Source organism: Bifidobacterium asteroides, assembly GCF_009683175.1.
Taxonomy (GTDB): domain Bacteria; phylum Actinomycetota; class Actinomycetes; order Actinomycetales; family Bifidobacteriaceae; genus Bombiscardovia; species Bombiscardovia asteroides_H.
In genome coordinates this window covers 43107-63817 of the sequence record NZ_WKKW01000002.1, presented here as the reverse complement: position 1 = coordinate 63817, position 20711 = coordinate 43107, and the positions used below count along the sequence as shown (strand labels likewise).

Genomic DNA, 20711 nt, shown 5'->3' with positions numbered 1-20711 from the left:
CAAGGCGGGGCTGGTCGGCACCATCGGGCAAAATACGGCGGTTGAATGAGGCAGAATCGGATGGTGAAGGGCGGTGTGACCATGGAGAAGGCGGAGACGGCCTTGGCGGAGACTGAACCCATCCGCCTGCGGCTGTTCGACTGGTGGAGCCGATACGCCCGCGACCTGCCCTGGCGCTTTGGGCGGACCACGCCCTGGGGGGTCCTGGTCTCCGAGGTCATGAGCCAGCAGACTCAGATGAGCCGGGTGGTGCCCTACTGGACGGCCTGGATGAAGGTATGGCCGGATGCGGCCTCCCTGGCCGCTGCACCCAAGGCCGAGGTCATCACGGCCTGGGGTCGGCTGGGCTACCCGCGCCGAGCCCTGCGCCTGCAGGAATGCGCGCAGCAGGTGGCCGGCCGGTATGCAGACCGGCTGCCACGGGATTACGACCAGCTGGTGGCCCTGCCTGGCATCGGCGACTACACGGCCAGCGCTGTCATGAGCTTTGCCTATGGCGAGAGGATAGCCGTCATCGACACCAATATCCGCAGGGTGCTCTCCAGGGTCTTTTTGGGGCGTGAATCCACCGGGGGCGCCGCCAGTCGAGAGGAGCGCCAACTGGCCTGGCAGGTCCTGCCTGAGGACGAGGGGCAGGAGGGTGTCAGCGCCGAAGACGGAGGGCGGGAGGATATCGGTGCCCAGAATAGTGGTGCCCAGGAAGATGGTGGCCGTTTGGGACTGGCTGATCCGAAGGTCAGGTCGGCAGCCTGGCGGGAGCCGCCCTCGGCCCGATGGAACCAGGCCGTCATGGAGCTGGGCGCCACGGTCTGCATCGCCCGCAAGCCGGCCTGCGACATCTGCCCTCTGGCCGGCCACTGCCGCTTTATGAAGGCTGGACTGCCCGGTCTGGGCGAAGGCAGGACCAGGCCCCGACAGCGCTTCGCGGGTACCGACCGACAGGTCCGCGGTGCCATCCTTCAGGCCCTGCGGCAGGCTTCGGGCGTGGCCGTCTCAAGGAAGGACCTGAAACCCCTGTGCAACGATGAAATCCGACTTGATCGGTGCATCGCTTCACTGGATGAGGATGGTCTTCTGGAGATCGGCCAGGACGGCAGCCTGAGTCTGCCGCAGTAAAGGCCGCCCTGGCGATTAGACTGGAGAAGTATGGCCAAGCGACGCATGAGCGAGAAGAAGCGGCGGATGTACCGTCGCCGCAGGATCGCGGCCGCCCTGCTGGCGGTGCTCTTCCTATTGGTCTGCGCTGGCCTGGTTTGGGGCGTGGGGGCAGGCATCAGAGCCCTGCGCGGGGGCGATGGGGGCCAGGGAGCCTCGACCAGCGCCCGGCAGGACGCAAAGACCAAATCCAAGGACAAGGACAAGCAGAAGAAGGACGCCGGCAAGAAGCGTTCCTCCGGGGCTCCTGACTGCGACAAGGGGGATCTGGCTCTGGAGCTGGCTGCGCCCGATCCCAGCACTGGGGTCGGCGGGTCCATCGACTTTACGGTGACCATCCGGCACAAGGGAACGGGTTCATGCTTGGTGGACGGTTCCGACGGTGGCCGGGTGCTGGTCATCACCAGCGGTCAGGATACCGTCTGGCGCTCCGATGCCTGCCCGGTGGGGGCGCGCACCCTGCTCATGGCCACAGGAGACAAGGATGTGCAGACCATCACCTGGCATGCCGACAGGAGCCAGGAGAGCTGTCAGCCTGATCAGAAGCTGCCCCGGGTCAAGGCTGGTTCATACCAAGCCAAGCTGGTGCTCAAGGCCGATTCCAAGGTGGTCTCCCAGCCAGTGCCGGTCATGGTCCAATAGCAGCTTTTCCAAGACGACACGCCGATTGCGTCCATGGTTCTTGTCTGCTATAGTTTTGTCCTTGCATGAGGTGTGTCATATAGCGGGCATGCATCATCGAGGAGATGCCCGCGAATAGGCATATGGCGGCCATTCGGCATCTCCCTGGGGTAACAGGAATGATCGAGTACGGCGAGCGATAAGGAACGTCCATTTTGGCTGCCAATAAAGCTGTAAGTAGTACCACCGCAACGCAGGCACGCGCTGACGAACACGACATCAAACTGCACAAGGCCACCGATCGTGTCAATTTCGGATCCATCCGCGAACCCATCGAGGTGCCCTACCTCCTGGGCGTGCAGACCGATAGCTTCGACTGGCTGGTCGGCAATGACCGCTGGAAGAAGCGTGTCGAGGAGGATCGGGTCAACGGGACCCATACCGTGGCCCCCGTCTCCGGCCTGGATGAGGTCTTCCAGGAGATCTCACCCATCGAGAACTTCGCGCAGACCATGAGCCTGACCTTCTCCGATCCCTACTTCGAGGAGCCTCGGCACACGGTCCAGGAGTGCAAGGAGAAGGACTACACCTACTCCGCCCCCCTGTACGTGAACGCCGAGTTCGAGAACGGGGACACCGGCGAGATCAAGTCGCAGACCGTCTTCATGGGCGACTTCCCGCTGCAGACCCCCCACGGCACCTTCATCATCGGCGGCTCGGAGCGCGTCATCGTCTCCCAGCTGGTCCGCTCTCCCGGCGTCTACTTCGACCGCACCCAGGACCGCAACTCCGACAAGGAGATCTTCGGGGCCAAGATCATCCCCAGCCGGGGCGCCTGGCTGGAGTTCGAGATCGACAAGCGCGATGTGCTGGGCGTGCGCGTGGACCGCAAGCGCAAGCAGTCCGCCATCGTCTTCCTCATGGCCATCGGCATGACCAAGCCGCAGATCCGCAAGGCCTTCAAGGGCTATCCACTGGTGCTGGACGCCCTGGAGAAGGAGACCATCGAGACCCAGGACGAGGCCCTGACCGACCTCTACCGCAAGATCCGGCCCGCGGACACAGCCTCGCCCGAGGCCGGCCGCAACCTGCTGGATTCCTTCTACTTCAACACCAAGCGCTACGACCTGGCCCGGGTCGGCCGCTACAAGATCAACCGCAAGCTGGGTCTTGAGGCCGACTTCAACGACCGCAGCCTGCATCCCGAGGACATCATCGCCACCCTGAAGTACCTGGTGACCCTGCATGCCGGCGGGCAGACCTTCCCCGGCCGCCGCGACGGCAAGGACATCGAGCTGCGGGTGGACGTGGACGACATCGACCACTTCGGCAACCGCCGCATCCGTCAGGTGGGCGAGCTGATCCAGAACCAGCTGCGCACCGGCCTGAGCCGTATGGAGCGCGTGGTCCGTGAGAGGATGACCACCCAGGACGCGGAGGCCATCACCCCGCAGTCCCTGATCAACATCCGCCCGGTCAATGCCACCATCAAGGAGTTCTTCGGAACCTCCCAGCTGAGCCAGTTCATGGATCAGAACAACCCGCTGGCCGGCGTGACCAACAAGCGTCGTCTCTCGGCCCTGGGCCCCGGCGGCCTGTCCCGCGACCGCGCCTCCATGGAGGTGCGCGATGTGCACCCCTCCCACTACGGACGCATGTGCCCCATCGAGTCCCCTGAAGGCCCCAACATCGGCCTGATCGGCTCCCTGGCAACCTTCGCCCGGGTCAACCCCTTCGGCTTCATCGAGACCCCCTACCGCAAGGTCATCGATGGCCAGGTGACGGATGACGTGGTCTACATGACCGCCGACCAGGAGTCCGAGCACACCATCGCCCAGGCCAACCAGGAGATCGACGAGACCGGACACTTCGTCGAGGACGAGGCCCTGGTGCGTGATGCCGAGGCCGAGGCCAAGGATGTGCCCGTCTCCCAGGTGGACCTGATGGATGTCTCCCCCCGGCAGATGGTTTCGGTGGGCGCCTCCCTGATTCCATTCCTGGAGCACGACGAGGGCCACCGAGCACTGATGGGCACCAACATGCAGCGTCAGGCCGTCCCCCTGGTCAAGTCCGAGCGTCCCCTGGTGGGCACCGGCTCCGAGTGGCGCTCCGCCATCGATTCGGGCGATGTCATCCTGGCCGAGAAGCCGGGCGTGGTCACCTACGTCTCCGCCGACATCATCCGCGTCATGAATGACGACGGCACCCAGTCCTCCTACAAGCTGGCCAAGTTCCAGCGGTCCAACCAGACCACCTGCTACAACCAGGTCCCCCTGATCAAGGACGGGGAGCGGGTCGAGGCCGGCACGGTCCTGGCTGACGGCCCCGCCACCGAGAAGGGCGAGATGGCCCTGGGCAAGAACGTCCTGGTGGCCTTCATGCCTTGGAACGGCTACAACTACGAGGACGCCGTCATCATCTCCCAGCGGCTGGTCCAGGACGACACCCTGAGCTCCATCCACATCGAGGAGTACGAGACCGACGCCCGCGAGACCAAGCTGGGCGCCGAGGAGATCACCCGCGACCTGCCCAACGTGGGCGAGGATGCGGTGGCCAACCTGGACGAGCGCGGCATCATCCGCATCGGCGCCGAGGTCGAGGCCGGGGACATCCTGGTCGGCAAGGTCACCCCCAAGGGAGAGACCGAGCTGACCCCCGAGGAGCGGCTCCTGCGGGCCATCTTCGGTGAGAAGAGCCGCGAGGTGCGCGACACCAGCCTGCGGGTGCCCCACGGCGAGACCGGCACGGTCATCGAGGTCAAGGAGGTCACCCGCGAGGATGCCGAGGAGGACGGCGACGAGCTGCCCAACGGCGTCAACCGGATGATCCGGGTCTACATCGCCCAGCACCGCAAGATCACCCAGGGCGACAAGCTCTCGGGCCGCCACGGCAACAAGGGCGTCATCTCGAGGATCCTTCCCGAGGAGGATATGCCCTTCATGGCCGATGGCACCCCCATCGACATCATGCTCAACCCCTTGGGCGTGCCCTCCCGTATGAACTTGGGACAGGTCCTGGAACTCCACCTAGGATGGATCGCCCACTCCGGCTGGGACATCAGTCTGGATCCCGACCTGGAGGCCGAGTGGAAGAAGCACATCCCGGCAGGTGCCGAGAAGGCCGAGCCCGGCACCGCCGTGGCCACCCCGGTCTTCGACGGCGTGCGTGAGGACGCCCTGAACGGTCTGCTCAAGACCACCCTGCCCAACCGTGACGGCGAGCGCCTGGTGGGCGATGACGGCAAGGCCGTGCTCTACGACGGCCGCACCGGCGAGCCCTTCACCAAGCCCATCTCCGTGGGCTACATGTACATGCTCAAGCTCCACCACCTGGTCGACGACAAGATCCACGCCAGGTCCACCGGACCGTACTCCATGATCACCCAGCAGCCCCTGGGCGGCAAGGCCCAGTTCGGCGGCCAGCGCTTCGGCGAGATGGAGGTCTGGGCCCTGGAGGCCTACGGCGCCGCCTACACCCTGCACGAGATGATGACCACCAAGTCCGACGACGTGGACGGCCGTGTCCGGGCCTATGGAGCCATCGTGCGCGGGGAGAACCTGCCGGCGGCCGGCATCCCCGAATCCTTCAAGGTGCTGCTCAAGGAGATGCAGTCGCTCTCCTTGAACGTTGAGGTGCTCAACGCGGAAGGCAACGTGATCGAGATGAAGGACGAGGACGACGACCCGAGCGCCGCCTCCGACGACCTGGGCTTCAACATCGGCGCCCGCCCGGACGCCGCCGCCAAGGCCGACCAGTCCGCTCCCGAGCCGGAGTACCGCTGAACCACAAGTCACTGGGATGCCCGTCTGAAGGGCATCCCGCCAAGAGGCAAACTTCAGAGCAGTTACAAGATCAGAGACAGGACACAGAGTGCTGGACGTCAATGCATTTGACAAACTGAGAATCGGACTGGCCACGGCCGATGACATCCGCGGCTGGAGCTATGGCGAGGTCAAGAAGCCGGAAACCATCAACTACCGTACCTTGAAGCCTGAGAAGGACGGCCTGTTCGGCGAGCAGATCTTCGGACCCACCCGCGACTGGGAGTGCGCCTGCGGCAAGTACAAGCGCGTGCGCTTCAAGGGGATCGTCTGCGAGCGCTGCGGTGTGGAGGTCACCCGCTCCCGCGTCCGCCGTGAGCGTATGGGCCACATCGAACTGGCCGCCCCCGTCACCCACATCTGGTTCTTCAAGGGCGTGCCCTCCCGGCTGGGATACCTGCTGGACATCGCGCCCAAGGACCTGGAGAAGGTCATCTACTTCGCGGCCTACATGGTCACCAAGGTGGATGAGGAGCAGCGCCACAAGGACCTGCCCGACCTGCAGGACGAGTTCGACAACGAGATCAACCAGCTGGAGAAGAAGCGCGACCTGGAGATCGACAAGCGCGCCAAGAAGCTGGAGGAGGACCTGGCCGAGCTGGAGAAGACCGACGAGGTCAAAGGCTCCATGAAGGCACGTCTGCGCAACGGGGCCGAGCGGGACATGACCGCCATCCGCAAGCGCTACGACGACCAGATCCAGCGGATCACCGCCGTCTTCGACCGCTTCAAGACCCTGAAGCCCGGCGACATGGAGGGTGACGTGGATCTGTGGCGGGAGATGCAGGACCGCTACGGTGACTACTTCGAGGGCTGCATGGGCGCCGAGGCCATCAAGAAGCGCCTGCAGGACTTCGACCTGGAGGCTGCCGCCAAGGAGCTCCGTCACGAGATCGACACCGGCTCCGGCCAGCGCAAGGCCCGTGCCCTGAAGCGGCTGAAGGTGGTCTCCGCCTTCCTGAACACCGGCAACAAGCCCGAGGCCATGGTCCTGGACGTCGTCCCGGTCATTCCGCCCGACCTGCGCCCCATGGTGCAGCTGGACGGCGGCCGCTTCGCCACCTCCGACCTGAACGACCTCTACCGGCGCGTCATCAACCGCAACAACAGGCTCAAGCGCCTGATCGAGCTGGGCGCCCCCGAGATCATGCTCAACAACGAGAAGCGCATGCTCCAGGAGGCTGTGGACTCCCTCTTCGACAACGGCCGTCGTGGCCGTCCCGTCACCGGAGCCTCCAACCGTCCCCTGAAGTCCCTGGCAGATATGCTCAAGGGCAAGCAGGGCCGCTTCCGTCAGAACCTGCTGGGCAAGCGCGTGGATTACTCCGGCCGTTCCGTGATCGTGGTCGGGCCCTCCCTGCGCATGCACCAGTGCGGCCTGCCCAAGCCCATGGCCCTGGAGCTTTTCAAGCCCTTCGTCATCAAGCGGCTGGTCGACCTCAACTACGCGCAGAACATGAAGAGCGCCAAGCGTCTGGTCGACCGCGGCGACCCCGAGGTCTGGGGCGTGCTGGAGGAGGTCATCTCCGAGCACCCCGTCCTGCTCAACCGTGCGCCTACGCTGCACCGTCTGGGCATCCAGGCCTTCGAGCCCATCCTGGTCGAGGGCAAGGCCATCCACCTGCCCCCGCTGGCATGTGCGGCCTTCAACGCCGACTTCGACGGCGACCAGATGGCAGTCCATCTGCCCCTGTCGGCCGAGGCCCAGGCTGAGGCCCGTTCGCTCATGCTGGCCTCCGACAACATCCTCAAGCCCGCCGACGGCCACACGGTCACCATGCCCTCCCAGGACATGATTCTGGGTCTGTACTACCTGACCACCGTGGTTGACGGCGCCAAGGGCCAGGGCCGGATCTTCTCCAGCCTGGCCGAGGCCCGGATGGCCCTGGACCTGGGCGAGATCGACATGCAGGCCAAGATCCTGCTGCGGGTCCCCGCCGACTTCGTCATGCCCAAGGACTGGGAGCCCGGTGACCTCAAGGTCGTCGACCCCGAGCCCGGCAGCCCTGACGTGGTCAAGGAGGAGGTCTTCAAGGACGGCTCCAGGCTCTTCGCCACCAACTACGGGCGGGTCCTGTTCAATCGGACGCTGCCTGTGGACTACCCCTTCATCAACGAGCAGGTACCCAAGGGCAAGCTGTCCGGCATCGTGGACGACATCGCCACCCGATACTCGACCGCACAGGTGGCGGCAACCCTGGATGCCCTGAAGGATCTGGGCTTCACCCGGGCCCAGTGGTCCGGCGTGACCATGGCCTTCTCCGACATCGTGGTGCCGCCCGAGCGCGGCGAGATCGTCAACGAGTACCAGGGGCAGGCCGCCAAGGTCAACTCCCAGTACGACATGGGTCTGCTGACCGACGAGGAGCGCCGTCAGGAGCTGATCAACCTGTGGACCGAATGCACCGACAAGGTGGCTGACGCCATGCAGAAGCACTTCACTCCGGACAACAACGTGAACATCATGGTCCAGTCCGGGGCACGAGGCAACTGGATGCAGATCCGCCAGATTGCCGGTATGCGAGGCCTGGTGGCCAACCCCAAGGGCGAGATCATTCCTCGACCGGTCAAGTCCAACTACCACGACGGTCTGTCGGTGCTGGAGTACTTCATCTCCCAGCACGGTGCCCGCAAGGGTCTGGCCGACACCGCACTGCGTACCGCCGAGTCGGGCTACCTGACCCGTCGTCTGGTCGATGTCTCCCAGGACGTGATCGTGCGCGAGGAGGACTGCGGCACCATGCGCGGTCTGACCATGAAGGTGGCCGAGCGCGACGAGCAGGGCAACCTGGTCCTGGTCAAGGCCGCCGACGGCGGACCCTACTCCAGGCTCCTGGCCGCCGACGTCATCGACCCCAAGGATGGCAAGACCGTGCTCTACAAGCGCGGCGACGCACTGTCCATGGATGTGCTGCGCGACATGGTCGCCCACGGCGTGGAGGAGGTCAAGGCCCGTTCGGTCCTGACCTGCGAGTCCACCCGCGGGGTGTGCGCCAAGTGCTACGGCTGGTCCCTGGCCACCAACAAGCTGGTGGACGTCGGCGAGGCCGTGGGCATTGTGGCCGCCCAGTCCATCGGCGAGCCCGGTACCCAGCTGACGCTGCGTTCCTTCCACTCCGGCGGCGTGGCTTCGGCCTCCGACATCACCCAGGGTCTTCCCCGTGTCACCGAGCTCTTCGAGGCCCGTACCCCCAAGGGCGAGGCTCCCATCGCGGAGTTCCCCGGCACCGTCAAGGTGGAGGACACCGACCGCGGCCGTCAGGTGACCCTGACCCCCGACGACACCTCCGTGGAGGCGCTGACCTACCCGGTCACCCGCCGTGCACCCATGATGGTCAAGGATGGACAGCACGTCGAGGCCGGCACCCAGCTGATCGAGGGCTCCGTGGATCCCAAGAAGATCCTGCGCATCCTCGGCCCGCGCGCCGCCCAGGTGAACATCGTCAACGAGGTGCACACGGTCTATCGCTCCCAGGGCGTGGACATCCACGACAAGCACATCGAGGTCATCGTCCACCAGATGCTCCGCCGCGTGACGGTCATCGACTCGGGCGACACGGATCTGCTGCCTGGCGAGCTGGTTGACCAGGCCAAGTTCAAGGCCGCCAACATGAAGGCCGTCAAGGCCGGAGGCAAGCCGGCCGCGGGACGCCCCGAGCTCATGGGCATCACCAAGGCCTCCCTGGCCACCGACTCCTGGCTGTCGGCCGCCTCCTTCCAGGAGACGACCCGCGTGCTCACCGAGGCCGCCCTGAACCAGAAGGTCGACGACCTGAAGGGCCTCAAGGAGAACGTGATCATCGGCAAGCTGATTCCCGCAGGCACCGGTCTGGCCAGGTACCGCAACGCCACCGTGGAGCCCGACAAGGCCATCCGCGACACCATCTACCCCAACTTCGGTCTGGGTGGCGGCGACGTGGATCTGAGCGACGCCGACCTGAACGATGTGGACTTCTCCAACATCGACTTCGGAGACCTGAAGCTGGGCGACGACTTCAACCCGGACGACTTCCTCAACGACCAGGGCGGCCAGAGCCATCTGGACACCCCCAATGTGCAGGATCCGTCGGCTGAGGCCGGCGATCAGACGGCTGCCACGGGCACGGGATCCTCGGATGCCGCCAATGGCAGTGACTCCGATCAGAAGCCGTCCCAGCAGCCTGGTTCTGCCACCTTCTCCTCCTCGGAGGACCAGCACTCCAACCAGTGAGCGCATGGACGACCAGTAGCCGCAGATCCGCTTGGGCCGGATAACCCGGACCGGCGGATTCGGCTACAGGATATGTGATAAAGAATGAGGGCCCATGCGATCTTAGTGATCGCCCGGGCCCTCATTTTGTTTTCCCGCTGTCCGGGTTCTCGGCGGACGGGTCAGCGCAGGTGCCTAGGGGAAAGCAGGGTGCGCCAACGTCGGGTTCGCGGCAGGGATGCCAGGATGGCGGATCGAAGCTTGTCCACCAGTTGCCAGCAATCCTCGGCCTCCTGTTCATCTGAAGGGTTCTGGTCGAACGAGGCCTGATCGGCCATACTGCGCAGTCGATCCAGATCCCCGCGCAGTCCGGACGACGAGGACCCTGGGGGGTCCGTCAGCAGGGTCTGGGCGATCAGAGCCGCCTGTTCGCTGCGGGTGCCATCCAGGGACAAGCCGGTCTGCCTGCCCAGGTTGCCGATCTGTCGCCAGCCGGCACGGATACGTGTCTTCGGATCGCCGTTCGACCGGGCCCGTCGACGCAGCCAGGACTTGACGGCCAGCAGGAGCAAAACCAGCAGAGCAGGCAGCCAGAGTGGCGCTGTCCAGAGCGTCACTCTGGCTACCAAGGGTCCGTACCGCTTCCAGAAGGAGGGTGAAGACTGCCGGGATGCCTCCTGGCCGCCAACGGTGGTTCTGCCTTGGGTAGCTCTGTCGTCACGAGGAGGATCGACCAGCGGGGGCGGCGGCTGGCGGACCAGGGTCCGCGGATCGGGCGGTGTGGAGTCCAGGGACTTGTCCGGGGTCTTGGTCTCCGGTGGCGTGGGGTAGAAGGGGACCCACCCGAGTCCCTTGAGATTGATCTCCACCCAGGCCTGGGCATCGCGTCCTGTGAAGTCGATTCGGGTGCTCCCGTCCGCCTGAGTCCTGGTCCGTGCCCGGGTGATGGAGCCGTCGCGATTCTTGGGCAGGAATCCCAGGACCACTCGGGATGGCAGACCCATCTGCCTGGCCAGGAGGGCCATGGCCGAGGCGTATTGTTCGCTGTCGCCCACCATGGCCTGGCCCTGCAGGAGCTGATTGATTCGATAGTCGCCATGACCGGAGGGCGAGGGATAGTCGCCGGCCAGACCATGGGAGAACCATCCCTCCTGGTGCAGCCGTTCCTCGATGGCCAGCGCCCTGGCGCCGCCGCGCGCCTGCATGGAGGTCATGGAGGCAGCCGCCTTGGGCAGGCTCTCGGGCGCATCCGCCAGGGGAGGCACCTGTGCATCTCCTGGATTGCTGTCGGCTATGCGACGGGCTACGGGTCGGTCTTCGGCCACGCCGTGCACCGTATAGCTGGCTCCGGCCTGCAGGGCCTGATTGGTCAGTACGGTGTCTGTGGCCTTGTTGAAGTAGAGGTCCTTCCGTTGTAGGCCCTGATCTGTATCGATGCCGTTGACTTGTCCGGCGGAAGGCAGCCAGGCGTGGTCGAATCCCTCCCGAATCAGAAAGGTCGCGGTAAAAGGCTGTCCGGCCTGTTCGCCGTTTTTGGCCTTGCTCTGCTGGGTTTCTGTGCGGATCTGGGCACCGATGCGCCGGTAGTCGGCGGCTCCAGCGCCTGATGAGTCGGACAGGTTCCAGACCTTGCCGTCATAACGGTCCATGACGGCCATTCGGACCGGCGTGCAGGCGGGCAGGTTGCGGACCGTGACCAGGGTATCGTCGCGGTGACGCTTGATATAGGCGCGGTAATCGCTCAAGGGGCTGGTGAACTGGTAGGGGTCCATGGGGGGCTGATAGTGGTCTCGGATGACCAGCCGGGTCGGGGCGGGCAGGATTCCAGCGGAGAAAATCAGTCCGGCTGTCAATGCCAGGGTCAGAAGCGTGGATGCGAGTCCTTGCAGGCGCAGCAGACCCAGTCCGCTGGCGCACCAGATCAGCAGGAGCAGCCATAGGATGCCGCCCGTCAACGCCGGGTGGAGGCCTCTGCTGGTGCCTAGGACGGCTGACACAGCCATGGTGGCCAGGATGGGCAAGGTGGCTGCCAGGACGGCCACGGGGTGCGCCGGCTGTCCCAGGTTGCGACCCAGGCCATGGCGGGCCAGCAGCACGGCCAGATAAGAGGTCCAGAGCGTCAGCGTCCATAGGGCCATCAGTCCGCCGGCTTCCTGGCCAAGTGGCGGGTCGATGGCTGCCAGTGTCTTGAACGCGCCGAAGGTGGCGGACCACCCTTGTGCCAGGGTTGTCCAGGTGGGCAGGACGTGTGCCAGAGTGGTCCCGTTCAGTGCGAAGATAGGACCCAGCAGGAATTGGGCCGCAATCAGCAGCAGAGGTTGCAGGAGGGCTGTGGCAATACCACGGCGGGGGAGCAAGGCAATCATCAGTCCGACCAGGCAGGCTACGGCTCCCACTGTCAGCCAGAGGGGCAGGCTGCCGTAGACCGGAAGCAACTGCAGTCCGGCCAGCAGATCGAGGGGGGCAAGTGCAGCGATCAGAATGATAGGGGAGCGGCGCCTGGTGGGGTCGACAGTGGATTGCAGACCTGCCCGGTCAATCAGGCGTATGGGCTCCCTCTGGACTTGGTCCATCCATGATGCAGATGTGCTCATGGCTGGTTCTCCAAGAGGATGGGAAGGTCCTGCAGGCTGCCCAAAACGGCGTTGACAAGGCCCGGCTGCGTCTGCAGACTTGGATTGGCATCCAGGTCAGCAGCCAGCAGCATGACCGGGGAGGAGCTCTGGGCAGATTCACCCGCCAGGGCTGAGGCCTGGTCGTCGCCCAGCGAACCGGTTACCAGAATGGTCAGGCTGGTTCGTTCGGGAGCGTCAGCCAGGTCTGGTTTGTCGTAGCTGTCCTGGCTGGGGCGGATGGCACTGCAGGCATCCAGAAAGCTTCGGGGATCCTCCGTGGGCAGGATGGTTCCATGGGCATCGGAATCGTCGGATACCGGGGCCACCGCTTGCAGCCGACGGCCATCAAGCAGGCATCGGCAGCCCAGGGAGGCGTAGATTTCAACTGCCAGCTCGAACTCATCCGCATTCCGGTATGAGGTGGCCTTGCCGTCCAAAATCAGTTCGGTCCTGGTGCGCAGGGTGGGCTCGTACTGGCGGACCATCAGGGTGCCGGTCCGGGCGGTGGACAGCCAGTGGACCCGTTTCATGTCGTCGCCCGGAGCATAGGGGCGCAGGGCGTGGAATTCCAGGTCGTCGTCGACAATGCCCGGGCCGGGATCCCCCTCCAGGTCGCGTTCCAGTCCGGCTTCAAGTGGCGGCAGGGCCACCGTGCGGGGATGGATGTAGAGTTTTCGGGCGCCAGTCAGGATTCGGCGGCGGCGGATGAGTCCCAGCGGATCCCCGGCCTCCATGGTCACCGGGCCCAGGTCAATCACGCCACGGGACCTGGCTTCCAGCTTCAAGCGGATCTGGTGACTCTGGCCGGGAGCCAGGGCTGGCAGCGGCGCCATGATGGTTCCTTGGCCCAGGGTCAGACCGATTCGGCCGCGGCGGGTGGAACGGCTGCCCGGATTGGTTAGAACCAGGACCAGCTCAGCCTGGCCGCCCACCTCCAGACGGCCCTGGTCCAGACTCGTTTCAGCGCTACAGGACAGGTTGCCCAGGCTCATCAGCAATCCCAGCAACAGCATGCCCACGCCCAGCAAAGTGCCCGCCAGCAGTTCACGCCAGCCTGTAGGGACGAAGGCCAGAGCGCACAGGAGTGCGGCCAGAGCCATGGCCCGGCCCAGGGCAGTGACGGACTGCCACAGGTCAGCGGCCCGGGATCGCAGGCCCTGTCTGGATCCTGTCGAGGATACCGGTCTTGCCTCCGTGGCAGGTCGGCGGGCGAAGGCGGTCATGGCTCACTGCTCTCCTGTGGGGACGGGGACCTTGGACAGGACTTCGGCCAGCGCCTGGTGTTCGTCCATGCCCGCCAGCCTGCTCTGGGCGGTCAGGAGCAGCCGGTGGGCCAGGATGGGGTCGACCAGGTCCTTGACATCGTCGGGGATCACGTAGTCGCGGCCCTGGGCGCAGGCCCGGATCCTGGCGCAACGGACCAGAGCAAGTCCGCCTCTGATGGAGGAGCCGACCCGGATGGCGGGGCTGTGCCGTGTGGCTTCGATGATGTGGATGACGTATTCCATGATGGAGGAATCACAGAAGACCTTGGAGGCGCAGGCGGCCATGGCCTCCACCTGGCTGGCATCGACCACCGGTTCGACCAGGCCGGCCCGGTCACGGATGTCGGCTTCTTGAAGGATGCGCAGACTGGCATCATGCCCCGGTGCCCCAAGCGAGGTGCGGATCAGAAAGCGGTCCATCTGAGCCTCGGGCAGGGCGTAGGTGCCCAGCTGCTCGATGGGATTCTGGGTGGCCATAACCATGAATGGCCGGGGTAGGCGGTAGGTGCGCCCATCCACGGTCACCTGGCCTTCCTCCATGACCTCCAGCAGGGCCGATTGGGTCTTGGGGGAGGCTCTGTTGATCTCGTCAGCCAGAACCAGAGAGGCGAAGACCGGACCGGGCCGGAAGGAGAATCGTCCTTGAGACTGGTCGTAGAAGGTCACGCCCAGCAGATCGGAGGGCAGCAGGTCGGGGGTGAACTGGATCCGCTTGCAGTCCACGGCGATTGAGGCGGCCAGTGCCCGTGACAGCTGGGTCTTGCCGGTGCCCGGATTGTCCTCCAGGAGCACATGGCCTCCTGCGATCAGGGCGGTGACGCACAGGGCGATGGTCTCCTCCTTGCCCAGCACCGCCTGGCCGACATTGTCGACTATGGAGCGGAAGAGGCTGGCGAAGGTCGATACATCCACGGCGGCTTGGCTGCGGTCCACTGCCTGGCTGCTGCCTCCTGCTTGGCCTGATCGTCTCTTCCGCCTGGCCTCTTCTGCCTGATTTCCTGCTTCGGTGAAAGACCGTTGGTTCTGGTTCTGACCGGTCTTTTCTGCTCCCCTGGGTTCGTCGGTCCTGACTTCGTATCTGGGAGCCGAGGTCCGCTCCAGTTGGGGGTGTCGGGACTGATCGGTGACATCGACGAGGTCGGGCCTGGCAGGAGTCGATGAGGACCGGGTGAACAGGTCACGGACCGGCTGGCGGACGGGGATGGTCCCGTCTTCCACCATGGTGCGGTCCGATGGGACGGATTCCGCCTCGGACTCCTGAGTCCTTTCCTGCCTGGCAGCCACAGGGATGCGGGCGGGCCGGGTCCGATCGTCGTTCGCCGCCTGGGAGGATTCCTGCTGACCCAGACCGGCCATGAGGGCCTGACGCTGTCGCTTCAGTACATCCAGTCGGTCGGCAGGGATCCGTCGGCCTTCGCTGCCTGCTTCGCGGGCGGCCTTGGGGGTACTCCTCCTGGTCGCGTCATCGGGGATGGTGCCGTCCTGCTGGATGGGTTCCTGTGCGTTTCGTTCATCCATGGTCATTCATCCTTGTCTGCTGAGGGGACCCCTGACGGATTAAGTGTCTTGTCGCTTGGCTTGTCGGCATCCTTGGGCAGGGTCAGCTCCTTGGTGGCGGCGGGCGAATGGCCTTCGGACCCCACCCCACGGATGCGGGCGACCGCCCGGAAGTTCAGCTTGGCGCCCGGTTTGGTTGACCCGGCGGGCAGGGTGATGACTTCACTGACCTCCGGCTGGTTGCAGGGCAGGGTCCAGGAAGCCTTGTCTGTGTCGAGGCCATCGATGCTCACCTGGATATCTGCGCAGGGTCGGCCGTGTTCGGCACCGGGGTTCAGGACCAGCTTGACCCGGTCCTTGCCCTGGTACTCCAAAGTCTGGAATGCAGGCGGATCCGGATGCGACCAGGTGGCTCCGGAGGCTGAGGCCACAGGTCCTGATCCGGCCATATTGGCGGGGGTCACGCTCACTGTGCAGGTGCCTCCTGCCTCGTCATGGTCCACGTCGAAGACCGCCTTGGTGGCGGTGGCCGACCGCCATCGCGGCGAACCGCAGCCGGAACCATCGGCGTGGACCGTATAGCCCTGGATGGGTGAGCCATGATTCTCCGGCGGACGCCAGGTGACGGTCAGGGTTTCCTTGCTGCCGCCGTCCACGGTCAATGCCTGCACGTCTCCGGGAAGCGCATCAGGTCTGGCTGCCGCCGGCGAGGAGGCGGGGGACCAGCCGACCTGGTTGTGGGCTTGGACTGTGAATGAGTAGTCATGGCCGTTGGCCAGCCCGTCGACCCGGCAGGTGACGGCATTGCCGCAGGAGCGTTGTCCGGAGCCTGCCGATGAGGTGTAGGTGACCCGGTACTCGTCCACCGGACTGCCGTTGACTGCGCCCGGCTCCCAGGTCAGGAGAACTGTTCCGTCGCCTGCCTGGGCGGCGCCTGCCAGCATTCTGGGGGCCTGCGGGCGGTCGATGATGCCCACGGTGATGGTGACGCTGACCCGGCGTCCCGGATCCCGGCTGCCATCCTCGATCGTGGCCAGAATGGTGTTGGTGGAGGCGCCGATGTCGCGATCGGCTTTGATGGCAATCCTTCCGTCGCCCAGGCTGGTGGCTGTCAGTCGTGAGGTGTCGTCGCTGACCAGGCCGACCAAGCGTAGCGGAGTGTCAGGGAAGGGGTTGAGGGCGCCGTCGAACAGGTCCAGTTCCAGACTCTGCCCGGCCTTGAGCCCTAGCTGACGCGAGGGGACCGAAGCCAGGGGTCGGGTGGTGGCGACGATGCGGAAGACCAGGACCGTATGCACATCGCCGGAGGAACTGGTGATGGTCACCGGCAGTGTGGCCTTGGTGCCGGGCGTCGCGGTCTTGTCGGCGGCTACGTTCAGTTGGCCCCGAGGACTCAGCTTGGCACGGATCGGCCCCTGTGGGTCCCCGGAGGAGAAGGTGCTTTCGGCCGGGTCGCTTCCCTGGGGCCAGCGGGTCATGGCGGTCAGGGAGATGGTCTGTGCCGGCTCCCCGGCCACCAGATCGATGACCGGTGCAGAAAGGACCGGCGGGGAGGCTCTGCCGCCTACCACGGTGATGGGCAGGGTCAGTACCGACTCGTTGACGATGGCCTGGCCCCCTGGATCCCCGTCACGGACTGCAAAGGTCAGCGAGGCTGGGCCGGCATAGTCCTTGGCGGCGGTGAACCTCAGGGTGTGCTCGTCCACGTAGGGGTCGGATCCGTCGGACTTGGTGGCCGAGACTGACTGGCGGGAGGCGATCCGTGCGGTCTTGCCCGCACCCACCCTGACCTGGTCGGCGATGTCGATGGTGATGCTCTGTCCAGCCCGCACTTTGAGGGCCGGAGCGCGAGGTCTCAGGACCGGGGGGAATACCCCATAGGCGGGGACCTTCACAAAAGCCATTGAAGTGATCTTGTACCGGGTGTTGGTCACGGTGTAGGGCACCGCCCTGGCCTGGTCGGTCAGATCGATGACCAGCTTGGTGGAGCCGGCTTCGCCCACGATCCTGGCATGGGCACGGGCGCTGGGATGAATCCCAAGGCGCAGGTCATCGAGGGTGCCGGATGGGTTGCTGATGGAGTCGGCCAGATCGACCTCCACACTGCGCTTGTCCACCGTGTCCTCGGGAGCAACCTGGTAATCCTGGGCTATGGGCGGCTGGATGGGGGCCTGGGGATCCGAGACCACGGTCAGTGTGGCCTGGTCGCTCAGCCCTGCCCGGTTGCGTGCCTTGTAGACCAGATAGGAGGTCCCTGGCTGCGAAGGAGCAGTCAGCCGGATCATGTCGACCTCTACGCCGGCCTGGTCCAGGCCCTGGCGCTCCATGTGGGGGTCCAGGCTCAAGGGGTCGTCGTCCCCGGAGATGTCATTGAGCAGGACCGGCACGTCGGCCACGGTCCCAGGCCGCAGCCTGACCTTATCGTCCCGGGCGAAGACCCCGGTCATCGACGAGTCGGAAAAGACGCCGATGCGGACGCGCGCCTGGGCACGCTGCCCCACCCAGTCCTCCACGGCGTAGGTGAACTCGTCGGTGCCGTGCGAGTCGGGATAGGCCTCATAGATCAGGTAGTCGGCCCCGGCTTTGACAATCCTTCCCAGCCTGGGCGCCTGGTTGCCCAAGCCGGACAGGGTGTCACAGTCTCCATCCGGATCGATGCCGGTCAGCGGGACGGGGATGCGTACCTTGGTCCCGGCAGCTACCTGGGCCCGCAGGTCCTTGGGAGTGGGTGCGGGCTTGCTGGCAGGGTCGGAGGCATGCACCCGGAAGGTGATGGTGCCAGAGGCTGCGTTGCCCAGATCATCCCTGACCGTATAGGTGACCGGGAAGTCCCCGGTGCGCTCGCTGGCCTGATACCTGACCGTATCCCCGGATACGAAGGTCAGACCCGCAAAGGTCCGCTGGTCCGTGGTCAGCTGCTGGTCCAGGTTGACGCTGGTCCCGTCAGCGTGGGTGACCCTGTCCATGACCGGAACCGTGACCAGGCCCGATGATCGGACCCCAACCGTCAGATTCGGGGCCTTGGGCGCCGAGGCCGCCCTGCTCAAGGAGGGGGGCTGTAGGACGATGGTCCCCTGAGCGCTGCCTTCGGCGTTGGCGACCGTGTAGGCGATGCTCAGCGGGCGTGTGGGAATTTTTCTGGCTGACAGATAGACTCGACGGTGGTCCACGATGCCGACCTTGATGCCGGAGTCCGGGTCCACGCGCACATCGGTCAGCGCCAGCACTCCGCCCATGGGATCCAGATCGTTGTCGAGCGGATCGACGATGGCGGTCTGGTCGGCCCCCAGCAGGGCCACGTCGTTGACGGGTACCGGCGGCGCGGATCCGCCCTGGTCGTGTTCCACCTCCAGCCTGACCAGCCCCTGGGTCTCCTGGTCGCCCTGGGCCACCCGGTAGGGCACATAATAGGTGCCCGGGTTGGCGACGGTGGCGGTGAAGGAAAGGCTCTCGGCGTTGACCTCCACCTGGATTCCATCAGTCTTGTCGACCCGGACCAGGCGGAGGGGCTGAGCGGCATTGGCATGTGCGCTCCTGCTCAGGTCCACGGTCACCTCTCGGCCGGGAGTGGCCTGGCGGATGACCGGATCAACCAGTGGGGCCAGGGTGTTGACGGGTCTGACGGTGAAGTAGATGAGTCCCTGGCCGCTCATGAGTCCGTCCGAAACGGTGACTTTGACAGCCAACCGACCGGATGTGGCCGACCCAGCACTCATGGTCAGCTGCCCATCAGCTCTGGTGGAAAGGGATATTCGATCGGAGTTGACGGATTCGGCACCGACCAGTGTCAGCGGGTCTCCGTCAGGATCCTCGAAGCCGGCCAGAGCGTTGACGGTTGTCGTGGCGCCCTGCTCCACCTCATACTCGGGAGGGGTATCGTTCTGGACCGGTGCTTGGTCACTTCGGTCCATCTTGGCCGGGGCGATGTTCAGGTCGATGCCAGCCGAGGAGACCTGGCCGCGACCGTCGGTGATGGAGTAGTTGATTCGGGCCCGGCCGACAGGTGCGTCGCTGGCATCCACCTGTAGGTAACGGCCGTTCATGACCGGGGTCAGGCGCAGATTGCCCTGCGAGCTGCGCGCATCCTCGATTCGCAGAACCGAACAGTCGGTCTGACGATCGTTGCGAAGGAGGTCCAGCAGGGCTCTGGAACCGGCCCGAATGCCCAGACTGTCGTCCTCGGCCTGGATGGGTTGGGATCCTGAGCGACAGGTGGCAGCGAACCGCTGGCGGTTGTCGGCCGAGTCCTGGCGCTGATCGGTTTTGTCTGTGTGCTTGACCTCCATGGTTTGCCACTGCGGCCGGATCACCTTGGTGGAGGATTGCGGGTTCCAAACATCGCCAGTCAGCACGTCGTTGAGGATGACCCTCCGGTGGTTGGCCCGGAAGACCAGGTCCGAGGTGGGGCTGATGGCTTCCAGGGTGGTGGGGCGGGGCTGGGGTGACCGGACCTTGGGCCCGGCCGTTCCTGTTGCGCACAGGCGTAGGAAATTGCTTCCCGAGGAGGCCCAGGCCGTCCAAAGGCATCCGCCGGAGGAGACCGGCTGGGCGGGTTGGCCGCTGCCGCCGGTGCGTACGGTCTCGACCTGATTGCGCGGATGGTCCAGATCAACCAGGTGGACGCTTTCCTGATCGGTCAGACCCACCCAGGGTCCCTGACGGTCCATGTCCACAGGAGTGGACTGGAGCTGCAGGTCTCCCCGGTGCGGTATCCGGACGGATCCCTGGGGCCAGTAAAGCCGATTGCCAGCCAGGAGGACGGGTCTTCCACCGATGACGCTGAATGCAGTGGCCCGAACGGGGACGTGATCCGTCAGGGAGTCCAGCTCACGGTGGGCCCGGGAGTCCGGTCCGTCGATTTTCAGCACGACCCCGTCCGAGGGCCGGTAGGCGTAGACGGTTCCGGAGGCATCCACGGTGACGGCGGCCCCGGAGCCCAGGGTCAGCACAGGGTCGCGGCGTTGCGGGTCCATATCTCCCGGAGAAGTGGCCTGACCCACCCAGACCTTGCCGGTCCGCGCCTGGAAGAGGACCAGAGTGGGCCCGTTGACCATCCGCTGGACCCTGGCATCCGATCGGGTGGTGTCTCCCAGTGTGGCGGTGGAGGCCGCTATGGGAGCCATGCCTCCTTCACGGCCCAGGATGACCGCGTATCCGCTCTGGGCCAGGTCGAAGTGGTCCGTGCCTGTCGACAGGGCCACGTCCGCCTCGCCGATGTCGGGCTTGAACCGGGCGACCTTGCGCTCGTTCTCGGAGGTGATCCAGATGCTGCCGTCATCCACCTGAACGGCACGGCGGTCCACTCCATGCATGAACAAGGCGCCTAATATGAGCAGGACCAGAGCCGTCAGCGTGACGGCCAGGATGGTGGCAGGGTTCTTGGCGCGGACGGCAAGAGCATGCCGCAGACGCAGCCTGGCCCGGCGCATGCGCAGGAAGCGTCCCTGCAAGTCCATAATCCCCTGGGTTCCTTTCCTGTTCTGCCGCACAGGCCAAGATGTCTGACCTATACCTTCCTTTACCTTTTGCCTTTGTTTTTAATTAGTCC

The 20711-nt window shown here is 65.3% G+C and carries 8 protein-coding genes; 4 read left to right on the top strand and 4 right to left on the bottom strand.

The window, feature by feature from the left end:
* Positions 1 to 60: 60 nt before the first annotated feature.
* The 4 genes from GKC41_RS04290 to GKC41_RS04275 all read left to right on the top strand — a co-directional run bounded on the left by GKC41_RS04290 (position 61) and on the right by GKC41_RS04275 (position 9807).
* Positions 61 to 1116, top strand: a complete 1056-nt coding sequence (locus GKC41_RS04290; RefSeq protein ID WP_154313127.1) for an A/G-specific adenine glycosylase — start codon at positions 61 to 63, stop codon at positions 1114 to 1116.
* Positions 1117 to 1146: 30 nt separating this feature from the next.
* On the top strand, positions 1147 to 1797 hold the full coding sequence (locus GKC41_RS04285) for a hypothetical protein (RefSeq protein ID WP_154313126.1): 651 nt from the start codon (positions 1147 to 1149) through the stop codon (positions 1795 to 1797).
* A gap of 194 nt (positions 1798 to 1991) precedes the next feature.
* Complete coding sequence (rpoB, locus tag GKC41_RS04280) at positions 1992 to 5558, top strand: DNA-directed RNA polymerase subunit beta (protein ID WP_045935092.1); 3567 nt, start codon at positions 1992 to 1994, stop codon at positions 5556 to 5558.
* A gap of 88 nt (positions 5559 to 5646) precedes the next feature.
* Positions 5647 to 9807: a DNA-directed RNA polymerase subunit beta' gene (locus GKC41_RS04275; RefSeq protein WP_324612037.1), complete on the top strand. Its 4161-nt coding sequence runs from the start codon at positions 5647 to 5649 to the stop codon at positions 9805 to 9807.
* A gap of 161 nt (positions 9808 to 9968) precedes the next feature.
* Here the strand turns inward: GKC41_RS04275 and GKC41_RS04270 are convergent, their stop codons facing one another.
* From GKC41_RS04270 to GKC41_RS04255, 4 genes are read right to left on the bottom strand one after another with little or no spacing between them, the layout of a single operon-like run.
* A complete protein-coding gene (locus tag GKC41_RS04270; protein WP_154313125.1) occupies positions 9969 to 12380 on the bottom strand; it encodes a transglutaminase-like domain-containing protein in 2412 nt (803 codons plus the stop codon).
* Positions 12377 to 13624 (bottom strand): DUF58 domain-containing protein, encoded by a 1248-nt coding sequence (locus tag GKC41_RS04265; protein ID WP_154313124.1) that lies wholly within the window; start codon positions 13622 to 13624, stop codon positions 12377 to 12379. Before GKC41_RS04265 ends, GKC41_RS04270 begins: the two co-directional genes overlap by 4 nt.
* Positions 13625 to 13627: 3 nt before the next feature.
* On the bottom strand, positions 13628 to 15184 hold the full coding sequence (locus tag GKC41_RS04260) for an AAA family ATPase (RefSeq protein WP_229281621.1): 1557 nt from the start codon (positions 15182 to 15184) through the stop codon (positions 13628 to 13630).
* A gap of 2 nt (positions 15185 to 15186) precedes the next feature.
* Positions 15187 to 20619 (bottom strand): Ig-like domain-containing protein, encoded by a 5433-nt coding sequence (locus GKC41_RS04255; RefSeq protein WP_154313123.1) that lies wholly within the window; start codon positions 20617 to 20619, stop codon positions 15187 to 15189.
* Positions 20620 to 20711 lie beyond the last annotated feature (92 nt).

Coding starts and splice junctions, on each gene's coding strand:
- GKC41_RS04290 (WP_154313127.1), top strand. CDS start 61: ATGGTGAAGGGCGGTGTGACCATGGAGAAGGCGGAGACGGCCTTGGCG.
- GKC41_RS04285 (WP_154313126.1), top strand. CDS start 1,147: ATGGCCAAGCGACGCATGAGCGAGAAGAAGCGGCGGATGTACCGTCGC.
- GKC41_RS04270 (WP_154313125.1), bottom strand. CDS start 12,380: ATGAGCACATCTGCATCATGGATGGACCAAGTCCAGAGGGAGCCCATA.
- GKC41_RS04265 (WP_154313124.1), bottom strand. CDS start 13,624: ATGACCGCCTTCGCCCGCCGACCTGCCACGGAGGCAAGACCGGTATCC.
- GKC41_RS04260 (WP_229281621.1), bottom strand. CDS start 15,184: ATGGATGAACGAAACGCACAGGAACCCATCCAGCAGGACGGCACCATC.
- GKC41_RS04255 (WP_154313123.1), bottom strand. CDS start 20,619: ATGGACTTGCAGGGACGCTTCCTGCGCATGCGCCGGGCCAGGCTGCGT.